The sequence below is a fragment of the Streptomyces sp. NPDC047002 genome, assembly GCF_040704505.1.
Lineage (GTDB): Bacteria > Actinomycetota > Actinomycetes > Streptomycetales > Streptomycetaceae > Streptomyces.
Genome location: NZ_JBEYWC010000003.1, coordinates 71,141 through 89,423, shown reverse-complemented (window position 1 = coordinate 89,423; position 18,283 = coordinate 71,141). Strand labels below are relative to the sequence as shown.

Here is an 18,283-nt window from a genome sequence, read left to right as displayed (position 1 = left end):
CGTCAGGGGCGGCCGCGCAGGGCGACGAAGCAGCGGCCGTCCCTGCGCCAGGCCGCGCGGGCCGCCCAGCCGCCGGCGCGGTCCGCGTGGGCGAGGAGCGCGCGGGCGCCGACCCTGGCCCACGGGAAGAACCCGCCGTCGGCGCCGGTCTCACCGGTGGTGCGGGTCCCGCCGTCGGCGTGCGTCCCGCCGTCGTCGAAGCGCACGTCGAGCCGCTCGTCGACATCGGCGGGCGCCACCTCGGCCACCAGCAGGCCGCCGGGAGCAAGGAGTTCGGCGGCGCGCGCGAGCAGCGCCTCGGGGGCGCCGCCGATGCCGATGTTCCCGTCGACCAGCAGCGCGGTGTCCCACCGGCCCTCGCGGGGCACCGGGTCGAACACCGACCGCACGAGCGCGGGCCCGCCGCCGCGCAGGGTGCGCCGCACGGCGGCCCGGCTCACGTCGATGCCCAGGGCCCGGTGCCCGGCAAGGGCCAGCGCGGCCACGAACCTGCCCGGCCCGCAGCCGATGTCCAGCACGGCGCCCTCGCAGCGGTCGATGACGGTGCGGTCCGCGGCGTCCGGCGCCCCGCACCAGCGCTCCACGCCGAGCGCGAGCCGCTCGCCCTGCCTGCCGCGCAGGTAGAGCGGCCCGCGCCCGGCGCGCATGGCTGCGGTGTACGGGTCGGCGCACCACCCCGCCCCGTCCTGAGCCGTCGCCGCCCGGCCCGCCGGGCTCTCTCCCGCGGCGGTCCTCGCGCGGCTCACAGGACACCCGCGGTGGCCAGCTCGCGTACCGCGAAGGCGAATTGGCCGCCGGGCGCCTCGGCCGCGGCGAGCGAGGCGTCCCGCGCGGTGTCCACGTCGCGCAGCACGGGCAGGTCCCGCACGGCGAGCCCCGCAGCGGTCAGCCGGGACCGCTGCACGGCGCCCGTCGTCGGCGTCGACATCGGCACACCGAGCAGCAGGGCGGGATCGGGGTCGCAGAGGCCGAGCGCCCAGAAGCCGCCGTCCGCCGCGGGGCCGAACCAGGCGCTGCCCGGGCCGTACGCCCCAGGGTCGAGCGCGGGTTCGAGCAGCCCGGGCGTGATCTGCGGGGTGTCCATCCCGATCAGCAGGGCAGGGCCCGCGCACCGGGCGAACGCCCCCGCGATGCGCCGGTCGAGCCCGCCGGTCTCCTGGGGCACCACCTCGACCCCGGTGGGCAGCCAGGGCCCCGGGGCGCCGTCGAGCACGAGGACGCACCGGTCGGCCGCGGACGCCAGCGCGGTGTGCAGGGTGTCGGCGAGCGCGGCCTCGGCGAGCCGGGCCGCCTGCCGCGGCGTGCAGGGCGGGGTGAGCCGGGTCTTGACGCGCCCGGGCACGGGTTCCTTCGCGATCACGAGGAGCGTGGTCATCGGGGGCCGGCCCCCTCGGCGGCCGGGGCGGCGAGGACCGCGCGCATGTCGCGCACGGCGTGCCAGGTGCCGCGCCAGGTGCCCGTCACCTTCGACCTGCCCTCCCGCGGCAGATACGGCACGTCGCGCTCCTCGACCCGCCATCCCGCGTCGGCGGCCTTCACCACCATCTCCAGGGGGTAGCCGCTGCGCCGGTCGGTGAGCCCGAGGCCGAGCAGCGCGGAGCGGCGCGCCGCGCGCAGCGGCCCGAGGTCGTGCAGGCCGAGCCCTGTCCTCGCCCGGATCATGCGGGCGAGGGCGAGGTTGCCCGCTCTGGCGTGCGCGGGCCACACCCCGCGCCGCTCCGGCCTGCGCCGGCCGAGCACGAGGTCGGCACGGCCCGCGGCGACCCGGTCGACGAAGCCGGTGAGCAGCCCGGGGTCGAGGGAGGCGTCGCAGTCGCAGAAGCAGACGAACTCGGCCTCGGCGGCGCGCAGTCCGGCGTGGCAGGCGGCCCCGAAGCCGCGCCTGGGCTCGTGCACGACCGTGGCGCCGAGCGCCGCGGCGACGCCGGCGGAACCGTCGGCCGAGCCGTTGTCGACGACGATGGCCCGCCAGCCTCTCGGCACGCGCGACAGCACCCAGGGCAGGGCGCGGGCCTCGTCGAGGCAGGGGAGTACGACGTCTGCCGTCGTGGCGGTCAAAGCAGTCACGTCCAAGGGGTGTTCGGATACCGAAGCGGATACGGAAAAACGGACGGGGGATCGGTGCGGGGAGCCGGAGGGGGGCAAGGGGCGCGCGGAGCCGCCGAGTCAGCCGGCCGGGGCGGCCGTCGCGCGCTGCGGGGCGCGGGCGAACTCGCGCACGCCCGCCTCGAACGTGACCTCGGGACGCCAGCCGAGTTCGGTGCGCAGCCGCGCCGAGGACGCGGTGATGTGGCGCACGTCGCCGAGCCGGTACGCGCCGGTGGTCACCGGGGCGGGCCCGCCGTGCGCCGCGGCGAGCGCGCCGGCCAGGTCGCCCACGGTGTGCGGGGTGCCACTGCCCGCGTTGTACACGCGCAGCGCGCCGCGCGGACGGGAGGAGAGCGCCTCAACAGCGAGGACGTTGGCCGCCGCGATGTCCCGTACGTGCACGAAGTCGCGCCGCTGGCCGCCGTCTTCGAAGACCCGCGGCGCCTCGCCCCTGGCGAGGGACGAGCGGAAGAACGAGGCGACGCCCGCGTAGGGGGTGTCGCGCGGCATCCCGGGGCCGTAGACGTTGTGGTAGCGCAGCGCGATCGCGGTGCCGCCGACGGCGCGCGCCCAGGCGCCGGCCAGGTGCTCCTGGGCGAGCTTGCTCGCCGCGTACACGTTGCGCGGGTCGGGCGCCGCGTCCTCGCCCACCTCGCCCGGCACGAGGCTGTCGCCGCACGCGGGGCAGCGCGGTTCGAACCTGCCCTCGGCCAGGTCCGCCTCGGCGCGCGGGCCCGGCACGACCCGGCCGTGCCGCGCGCAGTCGTAGCGGCCCTCGCCGTAGACCACCATCGACCCGGCGAGCACCACCGACCGCACGGGGCTCTCGGCCGCGGCCGCGAGCAGGACAGCGGTGCCCAGGTCGTTGCAGCCGACGTAGGCGGGGGCGTCGGCGAAGTCCTTGCCGAGCCCCACCATCGCCGCCTGGTGGCACACCGCGTCCACCCCGCGCAGGGCGCGTGCCACCGCCTCGGGATCGCGCACGTCCCCGCGCAGGTGCTCGGTGCCGGGGAGCGGCGCAGGCGGCACCGGGTGGGCGGCCGGCAGGAGCGCGTCGAGGACGACGACCTCGTGGCCCGACGCGAGCAGGGCCTCGGCGATGTGCGACCCGATGAACCCGGCTCCGCCGGTGAGCAGTACGCGCATGTCAGCGCTCCTTTCCGGAGGTGTGCGCGCGGCGATGGGCGCGCCAGAGGCCCGCCGCGTACCAGAGGGCGGACGCCGTGAACAGCGCCGCGGTGATCAGCAGCCAGCGGCCGAGGAAGACGGTGTCGCTCAGGCGGGTCGACACCGTGTAGTGGGGGGAGTCGCGCAGGATCAGCGGCCAGTAGACGAGGAGCAGCAGCAGGGAGACGAAGGCGGGCACGCGCACGTGGTTGACCGCCCCCCGCGGCGCGCTGTCCGCGGCGGTGCCGAACGCGCGGTGCAGCGCCCAGTCCACCCCGGCGTACAGCGGCACGAGGACCAGGTCGTGCAGCACGGCCGCGCCGACGAACCAGACCCCGATGGAGAACCAGTCGTACGGGAGCCAGCGCAGCGCCGCATAGCCGCAGACCGCGAACGAGGCCGCCAGCAGGGCGAGATGGAGTGGGGACTCGCCGTAGATCCGCCGGAAACGCGCGCGGAGGCGATGTCTCGGCCCTTGCGCCGGTGCAGGTGCGGGGTCCTGCCCGCCGCTGCCGCCCACGCGCCCGGGGCGCGGGTCCTGCCCGCTGCCGCTCACGCGCCCGCCCCGGGACCGGTCGCGCCGAAGGTGAGCCTGCGCACCCACTTGGTGTTCATCACGCCCGGCGCGTCCGGCACGATGATCCGCGCCGGGTAACCGTGGTCGGGGGAGAGATCGGCGCCGTTGACCCGCAGGGCGAGCAGCGACCGCGGGTCGCGCACCTGGTTGCCGCGCAGTGCGACGGCCCGGAACGACCCCGTCGGCTGGGCCGATTCGACGAACACACCGGGCGCTTCGTGTGCCTCGTGGCCGACCAGCTCCGCCAGTGCGGCGAGGCGTACGCCCTCCCAGTGCTGGTTCTCCGTCGACCAGCCCTCCACGCAGGCGATGGGCAGGGCTGAGCGGTGCACGGCGAGCCGGCGCACCTCGTCGAGCGTCAGGGACACCGGACCGCCGCGCCCGCGCACCGCGAGGCGCCACACCTCGGCGTCCACATCCGGTGCGTGGATCCGCGCAGCGGTGTAACTCTTGTTCACGGGGAAGCCGTTGGGTCCGTCGCCGACCGGCCTGCCGTGCGGGGCGAGCAGCGCGGTGCGGCGCAGCGGCCCGCCGATGCTCTGCCCCGCCGTCACCACGAACAGCGTGAGCGAGCCGAGCCCCACCATGCCGAGCGCGCCCCGCCGCGACATGGTCGGCGCGGACGGGCGGGCGGCGACGAGACCGCTCCCGTCCTGCGGCTCCGGCCGGGTGCGGGCCGTACCGGTGCGCAGCTCGGCCCTGAAGTCCCGGCTGCGCAGGGCCCGTACGGTGCGCGGCAGGCGCAGGGCGACATGGGCGGCGACGGCACCGGTGAACACCCACGCGCCGTAGAAGTGCAGCGGGTAGAACGAGCCGGGGAAGAGGTAGTCCAACTGGACGTTGAGCACACCGGTGAGGAACTCGAACAGCCCGCCGCCCACCAGCAGCAGCAGCGAGAGCCGCTCCAGCGCGTGCCCCGCCGACCGCACGGGCGGCACGGTGAACAGCTTCGGCACCACCGACCAGAGCTTCGCGAGCAGCACGGGCACGAGGACGATCCCGAGCGTCACATGGACGCCCTGCGTGAGCCGGTAGAGCCAGTACGGGTGCGTCGGCCACGCGAACAGGTAGAAGCCCAGCAGCCCCTTTCCCGGAGTCCTGTCATTCGCCGCGGAGAGGTCCGGATTGTACGCGGCGTACGAGAGCAGCCCGGTGACGAAAAGCACCGGAATGCCGACGAGCAGGACGGCGCCGAACACGGACGTGAGCCAGGGCCCACGCAGCGGACTGCGCCACGGGTTCTGTGAAAGGTGGCGGGGGACTTTCATGGTGCTGGACTGTAGACCACGCGAAGGCAACAGAATCCCGTCGAGTGATGACGGAAGAATGACCTCCGTCGGTGCGGTGCCCGGGCGGTGACGCACTGTTTTCCGTCAAGGTGCAGCTCGCGGCGGCCTTCCGGAAGGAAACCGCGCCCCGCACCGGTCGGCTCCGAGGCAATTCCTTACGGAACGGTGACGCCCGGGCCGGTGACCCGCCTCATGCCCGGTGCTTACGAAAGTATGATGTCCCGCCGCGGTGCGCGCATGCGGTGCATGCAAGGGGGTACACGGAAGAAACGGCTCTGCCGTTCTTCGCGCCTCATGCCGATGACTGGCGCAGCGGAATTCCGAGCGCGCTCTAGGGTGGGTGCATGAGCGTTTCCTTCTTCCGCCGCCTCGGCGGCTCCCCCTCCGTCATTTCGGGGAATTCCGGTACGGGGCCGGGAAATACGGGGCCGGGAAAGCGGGCGGCGGGCGGGCGCCGCGATCTGCTGGCGGCGGGCGCCGCGGTCGTCTTCTTCGCCGCCGTCGCGGCCGTGGGCGCCGCGGTGCAGCGCGCGGACGGCACCCTCCACGTGTCCTGGCCGCCGCTGCTCGCCACCTGGATGCCGCACGTCGGCCCCGGGACGCCCGCGGCCCTCGCGGTCGCCGCCCTGGTCGTCGGCTACGGGCCCACCGTCGCCGAACTGCTGTCCTGGCGGCTGCTGTTGGGCTCCGCCTGGGCGGCGGCCGCCGCGTGGACCTGCTCGCTCGCCCTGGTCGACGGCTGGCAGCGAGGCATCGCCGGCCGGCTGACGACCCGGCACGAGTACGTGCCCGCCGTGCCCCGCTTCCACCAACTCCTCCCGGCCCTGCACACGTTCACCCAGCACATCGTCGGCGGCCGCCCCGGCTACTGGCCCGCCCATGTGGCGGGCCACCCACCGGGCGCCGTGCTGACCTTCGTCCTGCTGGACCGCGTGGGTCTCGGGGGCGGCGGCTGGGCCGGGATGTTCTGCGTGGTCACGGGCAGTTCCGTGGCCGCCGCCGCGCTGGTCTGCCTGCGCGCCCTCGGCACCGAGCGCACCGCGCGGCGCGCCGCGCCCTTCCTCGTGCTCACGCCCGCGGCTGTCTGGGTGGGCGCCTCCGGCGACGGGTACTTCGCGGGCGTGGCCGCCTGGGCCCTCGCGCTGCTCGCCCTCGCCGCCACCCGCCGTGGGTGGGGCCCGGCCGCCGCCGCCATCGGCAGCGGCCTGCTGTTCGGCCTCGCCGTGCACCTCTCGTACGGGCTCACCCTGATCGCGCTGCCCGCGCTCGCGGTGCTGGTGTGCGCGCGGACCGCCCGCCCGCTGCCGTACGTACTGGGCGCGGCGGGCGCGGTGACGGCTCTCTTCGTCGCCTGCGGCTTCCGCTGGTGGAGCGCGTACCCGCTGCTCGTCGAGCGGTACTACCAGGGGGTCGGCGGCGTACGCCCGTACTCCTACTGGCTGTTCGGCGATCCGGCCACCGTGGTGGCGGCAGCCGGGCTCGCCTCGGTTGCCGGTGCCGCGCGGCTGGTGCGGAGGCCGTGCGGTGAGCACCGCGCGGTGGTTCTGCTCGGCTGGGCCTTCCTGTTGGCGATCGCGGCCGCCGACCTGTCGGGCATGAGCAAGGCGGAGACCGAGCGGATCTGGCTGCCGTTCACGCTCTGGCTGCCCGCCACCGCGGTGCTGCTGCCGCGGCGCGACGTGCGCGGCTGGCTCGCGGCGCAGGCGGTCGTCGCGCTCCTGCTCAACCACCTGCTCCTGACAGGCTGGTGACGGCGGCGGCCGGTACGGGCTCCGGGGCTGCCGTACGTCACCAGAGGGTGTCGGCGGCGGCGCGTACGCCCGCCGGGGGCTCGTCCCCCGCCTCGTTGAACGCGTGCAGCGCGGCGATCAGCGCGGTGCGCTGATCGCCCGGCATCGCCCCGACGATCCGGGCGATCTCGGCCCGCCTGCGCTCGGTGGCCTCCTCGACCACCTGGCGGCCCTCCGGGGTCAGGCTGATCAGAATCTCCCGCCGGTTCAGCGGATTCGACTCCTTCGCGAGCATGCGCGCGGCCACCAGCCGCTCCACCATGCGCAGGGCCGTGGACGGGATGACGTCGAGATGGGCCCCGAGCCGGGAGATGTTCATCGGGCCCCTGCCCGACAGCACGACCAGCATCCTGAACTGGGGCAGCGTCAGCGTCTCCCCGACGGACGCGAGCGAGCGCGCCGACACCGCCACCAGCAGACGGGACGCGGTCAGCACCGCGTCGACCACCTCGTCCGCGGCCTCGTCGTGGCGGGCGCGGGGGCTGGGGTGCGTCGCTTCCTCGGGCATGCCCCCTTTCTACCGGTTCCCGGCGGGGCGGGGGTAAGCCCGGGCGTCCCAGCCCGTGAGAAGCATTGCACAGGGCAATGGTGTCTATTGCATAATGCAAAGATGTCGACCGGACCTCGCACGCCCGCGCCCCCGACCGCAGACCGCCGCAGCCTCCGCATGCCGGACCTGCCCTCCCGGCTGCTCGCCGCCGTCCGCGAGGCCAAGAGCGGCCTCCTGGCGCTCGCCCTGCTCGTCGGGGCGGGCGCGGGCCTCGGCGCCATCGTCTTCCGCCGGCTGATCGAGGCCTTCACCCTCCTCTTCTCCGGCCACGCGGACTACGCGGCCGCAGGACACGCGGTCAACCCCCATGTGCCGTGGCTCGGGCGGTGGTTCGTCCTGCTGGCGCCGGCGGTCGCCGGCCTGCTCTACGGGCCGCTCGTGCAGCGCTTCGCCAAGGAGGCGCGCGGCCACGGCGTGCCCGAGGTGATGCTCGCCGTGGCGCGCCGCGGCGGCCGGATCGCCCCGCAGGTGGCGCTGGTGAAGGCGCTGGCGTCCGCGCTGTGCATCGGCTCGGGCGGCTCGGTCGGGCGGGAGGGGCCGATCGTGCAGATCGGCTCGGCTCTCGGCTCGGGGCTCGGCCGCCTCGTGCGGGTCGCGGAGGACCGCATGCGCGTCCTCGTCGCCTGCGGTGCGGCGGGCGGCATCGCCGCGACGTTCAACGCGCCCCTCGCCGGGGTCTTCTTCGCGATGGAGCTGATCCTGCGGGACTTCACCGCCGAGTCCTTCGGCATGGTCGTCCTCGCGTCGGTCACGGCGTCCGTCATCGGCAGGGCGGCCCTCGGCGACGACCCGTTCCTGCGCCTGCCGGTCTTCACCGTCCACCACCTCTCCGAGTACCTGCTGTTCCTCCTGCTCGGGGTGGTCGCGGGGGCCGTGGGCGTCGGCTTCACCCGCGTCCTGTACTGGGTCGAGGACCTCTGCGACCTCGCCTGGCGCGGCCCCGAGTGGGCGCGTCCCGCCGTCGGCGGCCTGCTGCTTGGCGTGCTGCTGCTGTTCCTGCCGCAGATGTACGGCGTCGGATACCCCGTGCTGGGGAGCGCCGTCGCGGGCAAGTACGCCGTGGGGCTGCTGGTGCTCCTCCTGCTCGGCAAGGTCGCCGCCACCAGCCTGACCATCGGCATCGGCGGCTCGGGCGGCGTCTTCGCGCCCTCCCTCTTCATGGGGGCGATGCTGGGCGCGGGCTACGGCGCCGTCGTGCACGAGGTGCTGCCGGGCAGCGCGGGCCCGGTCGGGGCGTACGGCCTGATCGGCATGGGCGCGGTGTTCGCCGGGGCGGCCCGCGCCCCGATCACCGCTGTCATCATCATGTTCGAGCTGACCGGCGAGTACTCCGTCATCCTGCCGCTGATGGCCGCCATCGCCGTGGCGACCGGCATCAGCAGGGCCCTGTCGACCGACACCGTCTACACCCTCAAACTCCGGCGCAGGGGCATCGACATCGGCGAGGCGGCGGCCGCGTCGCCACTCGCCGGACTCACCGCGGGCGCCGTGATGGAGCCGGTGCCGCGTCCGCTCGACGGTGCCGCGCCGTTGGCGAGCGCGGTCGAGGCGCTGGCGCGCTCCCCGCACGGCGTGCTGCCCGTGCTCGGCGCCGACGGCGCCTACCTCGGCACCGCCACCGCGCGCTCGGCCGCCGAAACGCTCGCGGAGGAGGAGGACGCCGAGGACCTCACCGTGGCCGCGGTCGTCCACCTGCCGGTACCCCTCACCGCCGACGCCGCCCTGCCGGACGCCCTCCACTGGCTGGTCGCAGCGGAGGGCGCGGGGCTGCCCGTACTCGACGCCACGCGCACCCGGCTCGTCGGCTGGATGACCCACCAGACGGTGCTCGACGCGCTGCGCGGCCGGCTGCCCGCGCCACCGCGCGGCGAACCGGCCGCGGCGGACGGCGCGCCCGCCGCCGACCTGCCGTCAACTCCCCGCCGGGCGGCGGCCGATGGGCCTCCGGACGGCATCCCGGGATGATCCAGCCCACCCCACTGTCCGATGAAGCAGATTCATTTCCCCGCACTCGGCGCCATCGATCGGCGTCATCCGGCCCGGTGGGTCCGTCCCGCCGGGGGAGTGGCCCCGGCCTCGGCGGGCCGCCCGCCGTCCGGGACCTCCACAGGGTCCCTGGGCGGCACCGCGCGTGAGCCGGGTCTCGTCCGCCGTGCGGAAATGTTTCGGGTACGAGTCTTCCCCTGGCGCGGCGTCGGTGCCATAGTGACGGCGAAATGAATCGAACTCATCCGAGTCGATCGAACTCATCCGAGTCCAGGGGGTCGTCCGTGTCCGGCGAAGGTGTCGTCCCGTCCGAGGGGCCCGCGCAGCGGGCCACCGCCTACCGGCCGGGGTACGAGCTGGTCGCGGAGCGACTCCTCACGTACATCGCCCAGCAGGACCTCTTGCCGGGCGACCGGCTGCCGACCGAGCAGGGGCTCGCGGAGATCCTGGGGGCCACGCGCAATGTGACCCGCGAGGCGATCAAGGTGCTCGCGGCCATCGGCAGGCTCAGCGTGCGCAGGGGGGCCGGCATCTTCGTCGCTGCCCCGCCCGGCACACCGCACGACGACCGGCTCGCGCACTTCCAGCCGACCAGCATGGAACACGTCATGATGCTGATCGACTACCGGCACCTCATCGAGTCGGACACCGCGCGCAAGGCGGCCACGCTCGCCACCCCGATCGAGGTGCGCGCCATCGGCGAGAGCGCCGAGCGGTCGCTTGCCGCCGGACAGGCCGGCGACGTACGGGACTTCGCCGCCACCGACGAGCAGTTCCACGACGCGGTGGGGATCGCCGCGCACAACGTCTTCCTCAGGTCGAGCATCACCACGATCCGCCGGCTGATGTCGCAGACCGACATCCTCCTCTTCCACGGCGACGTGCCCGGGTCCCTCGAAGCCGCGGGCCACCAGCACGTCGCCGTCGCCGAGGCCGTCGCCTCCGGTGACGCCGAGAGGGCGGCCGAGCTGATGCAGGCCCACATCGACACCACGCGTCACCAGGTGGAACGCCGGATCCGCGACCGGATCTTCAACCTCCCCGCGCAGTCCGCGGCGCCCCGCAGGGCCCGCGGGCCCGCCGCCGGTCCGCAGGAGCAGCCGCCGGAGGTGTCAGCCTCGTAGGTACGCACACCGCACAGCCACCGGCAGGACGGCGCAGCGCCGCCCCGGTGTGAACGTACGGGACGCCTCCCGGCACCGCGCCCGCCCCCGGCGGCGCGGCGCACCGACCCGCCCGGTGCGCCGCGGCCCGCGCACACCCGCCCGAAGAACGGTTTCCCCGGGCGCGTGCCGCCGCTCCTCGGCCTCCCTCCGCACGAGCCGTGCGCCGCACGGTCCCGCCGCCGTCCGCCGCGCCCGCCCCCACGGGCCAACAGGACCGACGCCGCCGCCGAACCCGGGCCTCCGGACCCCCGGCCTCCCCGCCGGGCGCCGCCTCCGGCACACCCGCTCACAGAACAGAAAGCACGGATGAAGATCACGCATGTCGAAGTCCACCGGATCGACGTCCCCCCGGCGGACCCGCCGTTCTCCTGGCGCCAGGGCCTGAGCGGCAGCGCGCCCACCGGCGACGGCGCCGTCCTGCGCATCGGCACCGACGAGGGCGCGGAGGGAGTGGCGGTGTTCGCCAGGCCCGGCGCCGCCGCCACCCTCGATGACCTGGTGGACCGGGTCTTCCGCGACGAGCTCGTCGGCGCCGACCCGTTCAGGCGCGAGTGGCTATGGCACCGGGTGTGGGAGCTCGACCGCATCCACGAACTCCCGCTGCCGACCCTGGGATTGATCGACGTCGCGCTGTGGGACCTGGCGGGCCGCGTCCACGGCGAGCCGGTGTGGCGCCTCCTCGGCGGCTTCCGCGAGGCGATACCCGCGTACGCCTCGACCTCCACCTTCGCCACCACCGAGGAGTTCCTCGATGTGGCCGACCAGTGCCTCGCCCTCGGCTACCGGGGCATCAAGCTGCACGCCTGGGGCGACGCGCGCCGCGACGCCGAGCTCTGCCAGGCGCTGCGCGCCCATGTCGGCCCCGGCGTACCGCTGATGTACGACGGCTCGGCCGGCTTCGACCTGCCCGACGCCATCCTGCTCGGCAAGGCGCTCGCCGAGGCCGACTACCTCTGGTACGAGGAGCCGATGCGCGAGTTCAGCGTCAGCGCCTACCAGCGGCTCGCCGAGTCGGTGTCCGTGCCGCTGCTGGTCGCCGAGACCTCGGACGGCGCGCACATGAACTCGGCCGACTTCATCAAGGCGGGCGCCGCCACCTTCGGCGTGCGCGCCGGCACCACACTGCGCGGCGGGATCACCGGTGCCATGCGCACCGCGCACCTGGCCGACGCGTTCCGGGTCCGCGCCGAGGTGCACGGCTCCGACATCCCCAACCACCACCTGTGCATGGCCATCTCCAACACCACCTACTACGAGTCCCTGGTCACGTCGGTGCGCGTCGTACGCGAACGCCACGTCGACGACCAGGGACTGGTCCGCGCCCCCACCGGACCGGGGATCGCCCTGCCGCTGGACTTCGGCTACGGCAGCGAACTCCAGCGCTTCGTCGAGCAGGCCGGCTGAGGACCGCCGTGACGGCGCACCCGCAGCCAGGCCGCACCGCGCGCCCGTCCCCGGCGCACCCCACGCACACCACGCAGCAGAAAGGCAAGACGATGAGGTCTTCCGGATCTCCGCGCACCGGACACCACCGACGGCGCACGACCACGCTCGGGGCACTGGCCCTGTGCGCCGTCACGGCCGTACTGGCGGGCTGTTCCAGCGCCACCCCGGCCGCCGGCGGCTCGGCCACGGCGTCCGGCACCCGGGCGGCGGCGTTCGAGCCCGTGCCGCAGAAAGCCGGCTCCGAGATCACCGTCTGGACGGACTCCACCCGGCTCCCCTCGGTGCAGAAGTACCAGAAGGCCCACCCCGACGTGAAGATGAACGTCGTCACGTACGACGGCGGCGCCGACGGCTCGACATACCTCCAGACCAAGGTCCAGCTGTTCGACCGGGTCGGCAAGGGCTGGCCCGACGTCGTCTTCGGCACCCCGAACGACACCACCTGGGCCTCCCGGCCGACCAAGCCGGGCGCCGTACCGTTCGCCGCGCCCGTGGACGAGGACAACCTCGTCCCCAAGGCCACCCTCGACGGCTTCGCCAAGGGCTCCCTCACCCCCTGCCAGTACAACGGGCACACCTACTGCCTGCGCAACGACATCGCCCAGGTCGTGCTCTGGTACAACAAGACACTGATGGACAAGTGGGGTTACGCGGTCCCCACCACCTGGCCGCAGTACGAGGCGCTCGGCAAGAAGGTCGCCAAGGAACACCCCGGCTACCTGGTGGGCTCCGTGGGGGACACCAACTCCCAGGAGTCGTACTTCTGGTCGAGCCAGTGCCCCGCCTTCCAGCAGACGGAGCCCGGCACCCTGCGCGTCGCCCTGAAGGACCCGCACTGCACCCGGATGTCCTCGCTCCTCGACGGCCTGATCTCCGCCAAGGCCGTCAGCACGCAGGGCTTCTTCAGCCAGGGCTTCGCCAAGAGCAGCGGAAGCAAGGTCCTGATGGCGGTCGGCCCCTCCTGGTACGGGCAGTACCTCTTCAAGACCGCCTTCAAGACCCCGGCCAAGCAGCTGGCGGCCGCCGCCCCGCTGACCTGGCCAGGTGACACCGCGCCCGCCACCGGCAACGTCGGCGGCGGTGTGTGGATGGTCTCCGCGCACAGCGCCGACCTCAAGGCGTCCGCAGGCCTCGCCACCTGGCTGACCACGTCGGACGAGAACCAGGCGGCCGCGCCGACCTACCCGGCGTACGCCCCCGCGGCGAAGGCGTGGCTCGACAACCCGGCCAACAGCGACTACTTCGCCGACGACGTGAGCAAGCCGTTCGAGCAGGCCGCGCAGTCGGTGTGGACCGGCTGGGCCACCACCAGGTTCTCCGACGCCACCGCCTGGTCGAGCGTGGTCCTGCCCGCCCTCACCGCGGGCCACACCCTCACCTCCACGCTGCCCGCCTGGCAGAGCGCCATCAGCGACGAGGCCAAGGCCAACGGCTACCAGGTGGTCGGCAAATGACACTGCTGGAGGCCCGGCAGGTCACCACACCCGCCCGCCGCAGCGGCAGCGCGCCGCGGCGGCGGGCGGCGGGGGGCCGCGCGGGCTACCTCTTCGTCGCCGGCTACACCCTGTTCCTGCTGGCCTTCGGTGTGTTCCCCACGGTGTACGCCTTCTACCTGGCCTTCACCAACAACCTGGGCCAGTTCACCGGCCTCAACCAGTTCATCAAGGTCGCCCGGGACTACCGCTTCCTGCCCGCCTTCGGGCACATCCTGGCCTACCTGGTGCTCTGGCTCGTGGTGCTCGTCGTGCTCACGGTCCTCTCCGCCGTGCTGCTGCGCAGCCGCGTCGGGCCGCGCACCTCGGCCGTGCTGCGCTTCCTCTACTACATCCCCGGTGCCCTCGCGGGCGTGGCGAGCGTGCTGGTGTGGCTGTTCATGCTGGACCCGGACGTCAGCCCGGTGTCCTGGCTGCTGACCGCGCTGCACCTGGACAGCTTCGCCGCGGTCCTCTCGCCGGGGAACCTGCCGGTGATCTTCATGCTGATCGCGTTCTGGACCGGCGCGGGCGGCTGGATCGTGGTGATGTACGGCGCGCTCAACAACATCCCCGACGAGGTCATCGAGGCCGCGCGGGTGGACGGCGCGGGACCGTGGCGCACCGCCTGGTCCGTGCAGATCCCGATGGTCCGGCAGTGGATCGTCTACATGGCAATCCTGGCGTTCGCCTCGGGCACGCAGCTGTTCGTCGAGCCGCAGCTCCTCCAGACGGCCAGCCTCGGCCGCGTCAGCCCCACCTGGTCGCCCAACCAGCTCGCGTACGTCTTCGCCTTCCAGCAGGGCGACTTCAACGGCGCCGCCGCCATCTCGGTGTTCCTCCTGGCCGTCGGCCTGATCGCCGCCGGCCTCCTCGTCTCGCGCTCCAGCATGTTCAGGTTGGATGAGAAATGACAGTCCACGTGGCCGCGCGACGGCCCAGAACCGGCCGCCCACCCGGCCGCGCCGTCTCCGCCCTGGTGGTCGGCGTCCTGCTCGCCGTCCTCCTGGTGTTCTTCGTGCTCCCGGTGGTCTGGGTGCTGCTCGCGCCGTCGAAGACGGCCGGGCAGATCGTCCACGACGCGCCGCTATCCTTCGGCTCGTTCGGGCAGATCGGCGCGGCCTGGCGGCACCTGTTCTCCTTCCAGGACGGCGCCATGCTGACCTGGCTGCGCAACTCCGCCATCTACGCGGGCGGTTCGCTCGTCCTCACGCTGGCCACCAGCGTCCCTGCCGGTTACGCCCTGGCGCTGACGCGCTTCCGCGGCCGGAAGACCCTGCTGATGATCACCCTCGTCACCATGATCATGCCGTCGGCGACCCTCGTGCTGCCGGTCTTCCTCGAACTGAACAGGTTCCACCTGATCGGCACGGTGTGGTCGGTGATCCTGCCGTTCTCCTTCTACCCGTTCGGCGTGTACCTGGTGTACATCTACTTCGCCACCAGCCTGCCGCGCGACCTGCTCTCCGCCGCCCGCATGGACGGCTGCAACGAGTGGCAGCTGTTCAGCCGCATCGCGCTCCCGCTCGCCAAACCGGTGATCGGCCTGGTCGCGTTCTTCAGCTTCGTCGGCAACTGGAACAACTTCTTCCTGCCGTACCTGGTGCTGCCCAACAGCGACGAGTTCCCGCTCCAGGTGGGCCTGAACCAACTGCTCACCTCCACACCGTCGTTCAACCCCGTCGCCGGCGCCGGGCTCGACATCACCATCCCGGAGCTCGCCCTCGCGATCATCGTCGCGATCCTGCCCGTCCTGGTCCTCTTCCTCTTCTCCCAGCGCACCCTCGTCTCCGGCATGCTCGCGGGCGCCACCAAGGAGTAGTCCCCCGCGGGCCGCCCTGCACCCGCACTCCGGGCCGGGCCATGCCCCCACGCCCGCCCCGGTACGCGCAGTCCCCGCACACCACCTCGCATCAACGACGTCTCGGGAGTGACTCACTCATGTCTCCACACCGACCATGGCGGCGCGGCGCCCGCGCGAGCCTCGGCACGGCGGTCGCGCTGCTTTCCGGCCTGCTCACCGCGGGCCCCGCGGCCGCGGCGCCCGCGCACACCGCGCCCGCCCAGGTCACGTACACGGTGGCGCCCGACGGGCACGGCGACGCCTGCTCACCCGGCCGCCCCTGCGCGCTCACCACCGCGCAGCACAAGGTGCGCGCCGCCACCGCGTCCCACCGCTTCGACCTGCGCGTCGTCCTCACGGACGGCACCTACCGGCTCGATGGCACCTTCGCCCTCGACGCGGCCAAAGGCGACGGCGGGCAGCACGGCCACACCGTGACCTACCAGGCCGCGCCCGGCGCGCATCCCGTGCTCAGCGGCGGCGAACGCGTCCAGGGCTGGCACAAGGGCGCCGACGGCGTCTGGTCGGCGCGGGTCCCCGCGGGCACGGACACCCGCCAGCTGTACGTCGACGGGGTGCGCGGCATCCGCGCGAGGGGCGCGGCGCCCACCGGGTTCACCCGCACCGCGACCGGCTACACCACCTCCGACACCGCCCTGGACGGCTGGAAGAACATCTCCGACGTCCAGTTCGTGTACGACGTGGGCTGGACCGAGATGTACTGCGGCGTGTCCTCCGTCTCGGGCACCACGGTCACCATGGACCAGCCGTGCTTCGACAACTCGACGCGGAAGCCGTACGGCGTCAACGCCGACCGGCCCGACCGCGTCGAGAACGCCGGGGAACTGCTCGACGACCCCGGCGAGTGGTACCTCGACAAGCACGCGCACACGCTCTACTACAAGCCCCGCGCGGGCCAGGACCTGCCGCACGCGGACGTGGAGATCCCGCGGCTGCAGACCCTGGTCTCCGGCACCGGCACCGCGGCGCACCCGCTGGCAGGACTCGCCTTCAGCGGCGTCTCCTTCGAGTACGGCGGCTGGACGGAGTCCGACGGCCCGGCGGGCTTCTCCGAGGTGCAGGCCAACATGCGCCTGACCGAGCCGGACGGCTGGGAGAAGCAGGGCTCCTGCGACCGCTACTCCAGCACCGACCCGGGCAGCTGCCCGTACGGCAACTGGACGATGACGCCGGGCAACGTCGTCTTCGACCACACCGAGGGGCTGAGCGTCACCGGCGGCACCTTCCAGCACCTCGGCGGCGCCGGGCTGCAACTCGGCCGCGCCGTCCACGGATCCACGGTCAAGGGCAACGTCTTCACCGACATCTCGGGCAACGGCCTGGAGATCGGCAACGGCGCCGACGCGGTGCCCGCCGACCTCTCGGTGCTCCCCGCGCACAACACCGTCGCGGACAACTGGGTGCACCACATCGCGGTGGAGTACACCGGCGGCGTCGGCATCTTCCAGGGCTACAGCCGCGACGACACCATCGAGCACAACCAGGTCAACGACGTGCCGTACAGCGGCATCAGCTCCAACTGGGGCTGGGGGCACACCGACACGGCGACCAGCGGCAACAGGATCCTCGACAACCTGGTCTTCGACCACATGCAGCTGCGCTCGGACGGCGGCGGCATCTACGTCCTCGGCCAGGAGGGCGACTCGCTCGCGGACGGCCTGCTGATCAGCGGGAACGTCGTACGCAACGGCAACTCGGCGGACGGCGGCCACGCCGTCTACACCGACGGCGGCAGCACCGACGTCACCATGACGGGCAACGCCATGTTCGCCAACGGCGTGTTCTCCATGGGCGGTTGCAAGGAGGAACAGCTCGCCTACGGGCACTTCTCCTTCACCGGCAACTACGTCGAGAACACCACGCCCGACTGGCCCTGCGGCGACCCCGAGGACCTCACCCTCGACAACACCAAGGTGGGCGCGGACGGTTCGGGCGTGCCGGCGTCGCTCCTCGCGAACGCCGGGCTCGAACCCGCGTACGCGCACCTGACGCAGGCCCCTGCGGGCACCGCGCCGCACAACCTCGCGCTGGGCGCGCCCGCGCAGGCGCAGTACGTGGACGGCACCCCCGCCGACCTCCAGCCGGGCGACCGCACGGCCAGTGCCACCGACGGCGACCAGGGCACCTGGGTGCAGGCGAGCGGCAGGTTCCGCTGGCAGCTCGTCGTCGACCTGAAGAAGGCGCAGCGCCTCGGCGCGGTGACCGTCGGCATGCCGCGGCAGCACTTTGCCACGGACTTCCATGTCGACGCGTCCGCCGACGGCACCGACTGGCGGCCGGCCGGCACCGCCCACGCCAGTGGCTGGGGCACCACCCCGGTGCTGTTCTCCTCGCCGGTGACCGCGCGCTACCTGCGGGTCGTCGCCGACAAGCCCGACGACTCCGGCCAGCGGGGCGACCAGATGGCGATCAGCGAGATCGGCGCCTACGCGCCCGGGCGCGGCACGGCCGACCTCGCGCTGCACGCACCCACCCAGGCGCTGTTCGTCGACGGCACCCGGGCCGCGATGCAGCCCGACTCACTGCCCTCGTACGCGACCGACGGCGACCCGGGGACCTTCTCGCAGGCGACCGGGGAGTACCGCTGGGCGCAGCAGGTCGACCTGGGCCGCTCGCGCCCGGTCGACCTCGTCACGCTCCAGCAGCCGGACGGGAAGTTCGCCACGGACTTCCACGTGGACGTCTCGGCGGACGGCGCGACCTGGTACACGGTGGCGCGGCACACCGACACCGCGGCCGGTGTGACCGGCGTGCAGCTCGACCGCCCGGTGGCGGCGCGGTACGTCCGCGTCACGGCCGACCGTCCCAACAGCGGCGGCCAGACCGGCGGTCAGATGGCCGTCGGTGAGGTGGGCGTCTACGGCCTGACCGGACGCTGACGGTCGGAT

Annotated in this window: 15 protein-coding genes; 8 read left to right on the top strand and 7 right to left on the bottom strand. The window is 73.6% G+C overall.

Features of this window, described 5'->3' with window-relative positions:
• Positions 1 to 2: 2 nt before the first annotated feature.
• The 6 genes from AB0910_RS04860 to AB0910_RS04835 form a co-directional block, all read right to left on the bottom strand.
• Entirely contained in the window at positions 3 to 746 is a 744-nt protein-coding gene (locus tag AB0910_RS04860; protein ID WP_366743092.1) for a class I SAM-dependent methyltransferase, read from the bottom strand.
• The gene (locus AB0910_RS04855; protein WP_366743091.1) at positions 743 to 1,375 is read right to left on the bottom strand and encodes a DUF2064 domain-containing protein; all 633 of its coding nucleotides are present in this window, start codon (positions 1,373 to 1,375) and stop codon (positions 743 to 745) included. The genes AB0910_RS04860 and AB0910_RS04855 overlap by 4 nt, the downstream gene beginning before the upstream one ends.
• Complete coding sequence (locus tag AB0910_RS04850; protein WP_366743090.1) at positions 1,372 to 2,067, bottom strand: glycosyltransferase family 2 protein; 696 nt, start codon at positions 2,065 to 2,067, stop codon at positions 1,372 to 1,374. Before AB0910_RS04850 ends, AB0910_RS04855 begins: the two co-directional genes overlap by 4 nt.
• Before the next feature lie 99 nt (positions 2,068 to 2,166).
• Positions 2,167 to 3,234, bottom strand: a complete 1,068-nt coding sequence (locus AB0910_RS04845; protein WP_366743089.1) for an NAD-dependent epimerase/dehydratase family protein — start codon at positions 3,232 to 3,234, stop codon at positions 2,167 to 2,169.
• Position 3,235: 1 nt separating this feature from the next.
• A complete protein-coding gene (locus tag AB0910_RS04840) occupies positions 3,236 to 3,811 on the bottom strand; it encodes a hypothetical protein (protein ID WP_366743088.1) in 576 nt (191 codons plus the stop codon).
• Positions 3,808 to 5,100, bottom strand: a complete 1,293-nt coding sequence (locus tag AB0910_RS04835; RefSeq protein WP_366743087.1) for a molybdopterin-dependent oxidoreductase — start codon at positions 5,098 to 5,100, stop codon at positions 3,808 to 3,810. The genes AB0910_RS04840 and AB0910_RS04835 overlap by 4 nt, the downstream gene beginning before the upstream one ends.
• A 365-nt stretch (positions 5,101 to 5,465) precedes the next feature.
• On the opposite strand from AB0910_RS04835, the gene AB0910_RS04830 reads away from it, so the two are divergent.
• Positions 5,466 to 6,872 (top strand): hypothetical protein, encoded by a 1,407-nt coding sequence (locus AB0910_RS04830; protein ID WP_366743086.1) that lies wholly within the window; start codon positions 5,466 to 5,468, stop codon positions 6,870 to 6,872.
• A 37-nt stretch (positions 6,873 to 6,909) separates the two neighbouring features.
• On the opposite strand, the gene AB0910_RS04825 is transcribed toward AB0910_RS04830, so the two are convergent.
• Positions 6,910 to 7,419: a MarR family transcriptional regulator gene (locus tag AB0910_RS04825; protein ID WP_366743085.1), complete on the bottom strand. Its 510-nt coding sequence runs from the start codon at positions 7,417 to 7,419 to the stop codon at positions 6,910 to 6,912.
• A 159-nt stretch (positions 7,420 to 7,578) separates the two neighbouring features.
• Between AB0910_RS04825 and AB0910_RS04820 the strand changes: the two genes are divergently transcribed.
• The 7 genes from AB0910_RS04820 to AB0910_RS04790 all read left to right on the top strand — a co-directional run bounded on the left by AB0910_RS04820 (position 7,579) and on the right by AB0910_RS04790 (position 18,274).
• Positions 7,579 to 9,426, top strand: a complete 1,848-nt coding sequence (locus AB0910_RS04820) for a chloride channel protein (protein ID WP_366743260.1) — start codon at positions 7,579 to 7,581, stop codon at positions 9,424 to 9,426.
• A 305-nt stretch (positions 9,427 to 9,731) separates the two neighbouring features.
• The gene (locus tag AB0910_RS04815; RefSeq protein ID WP_366743084.1) at positions 9,732 to 10,571 is read left to right on the top strand and encodes an FCD domain-containing protein; all 840 of its coding nucleotides are present in this window, start codon (positions 9,732 to 9,734) and stop codon (positions 10,569 to 10,571) included.
• 348 nt (positions 10,572 to 10,919) lie between these two features.
• A complete protein-coding gene (locus tag AB0910_RS04810; RefSeq protein ID WP_366743083.1) occupies positions 10,920 to 12,017 on the top strand; it encodes an enolase C-terminal domain-like protein in 1,098 nt (365 codons plus the stop codon).
• Positions 12,018 to 12,109: 92 nt separating this feature from the next.
• Positions 12,110 to 13,513, top strand: a complete 1,404-nt coding sequence (locus AB0910_RS04805; RefSeq protein ID WP_366743082.1) for an ABC transporter substrate-binding protein — start codon at positions 12,110 to 12,112, stop codon at positions 13,511 to 13,513.
• On the top strand, positions 13,510 to 14,445 hold the full coding sequence (locus AB0910_RS04800; protein WP_366743081.1) for a sugar ABC transporter permease: 936 nt from the start codon (positions 13,510 to 13,512) through the stop codon (positions 14,443 to 14,445). Before AB0910_RS04805 ends, AB0910_RS04800 begins: the two co-directional genes overlap by 4 nt.
• Complete coding sequence (locus AB0910_RS04795; protein ID WP_366743080.1) at positions 14,442 to 15,353, top strand: carbohydrate ABC transporter permease; 912 nt, start codon at positions 14,442 to 14,444, stop codon at positions 15,351 to 15,353. The genes AB0910_RS04800 and AB0910_RS04795 overlap by 4 nt, the downstream gene beginning before the upstream one ends.
• Positions 15,354 to 15,472: 119 nt before the next feature.
• The gene (locus tag AB0910_RS04790) at positions 15,473 to 18,274 is read left to right on the top strand and encodes a discoidin domain-containing protein (RefSeq protein WP_366743079.1); all 2,802 of its coding nucleotides are present in this window, start codon (positions 15,473 to 15,475) and stop codon (positions 18,272 to 18,274) included.
• Positions 18,275 to 18,283 lie beyond the last annotated feature (9 nt).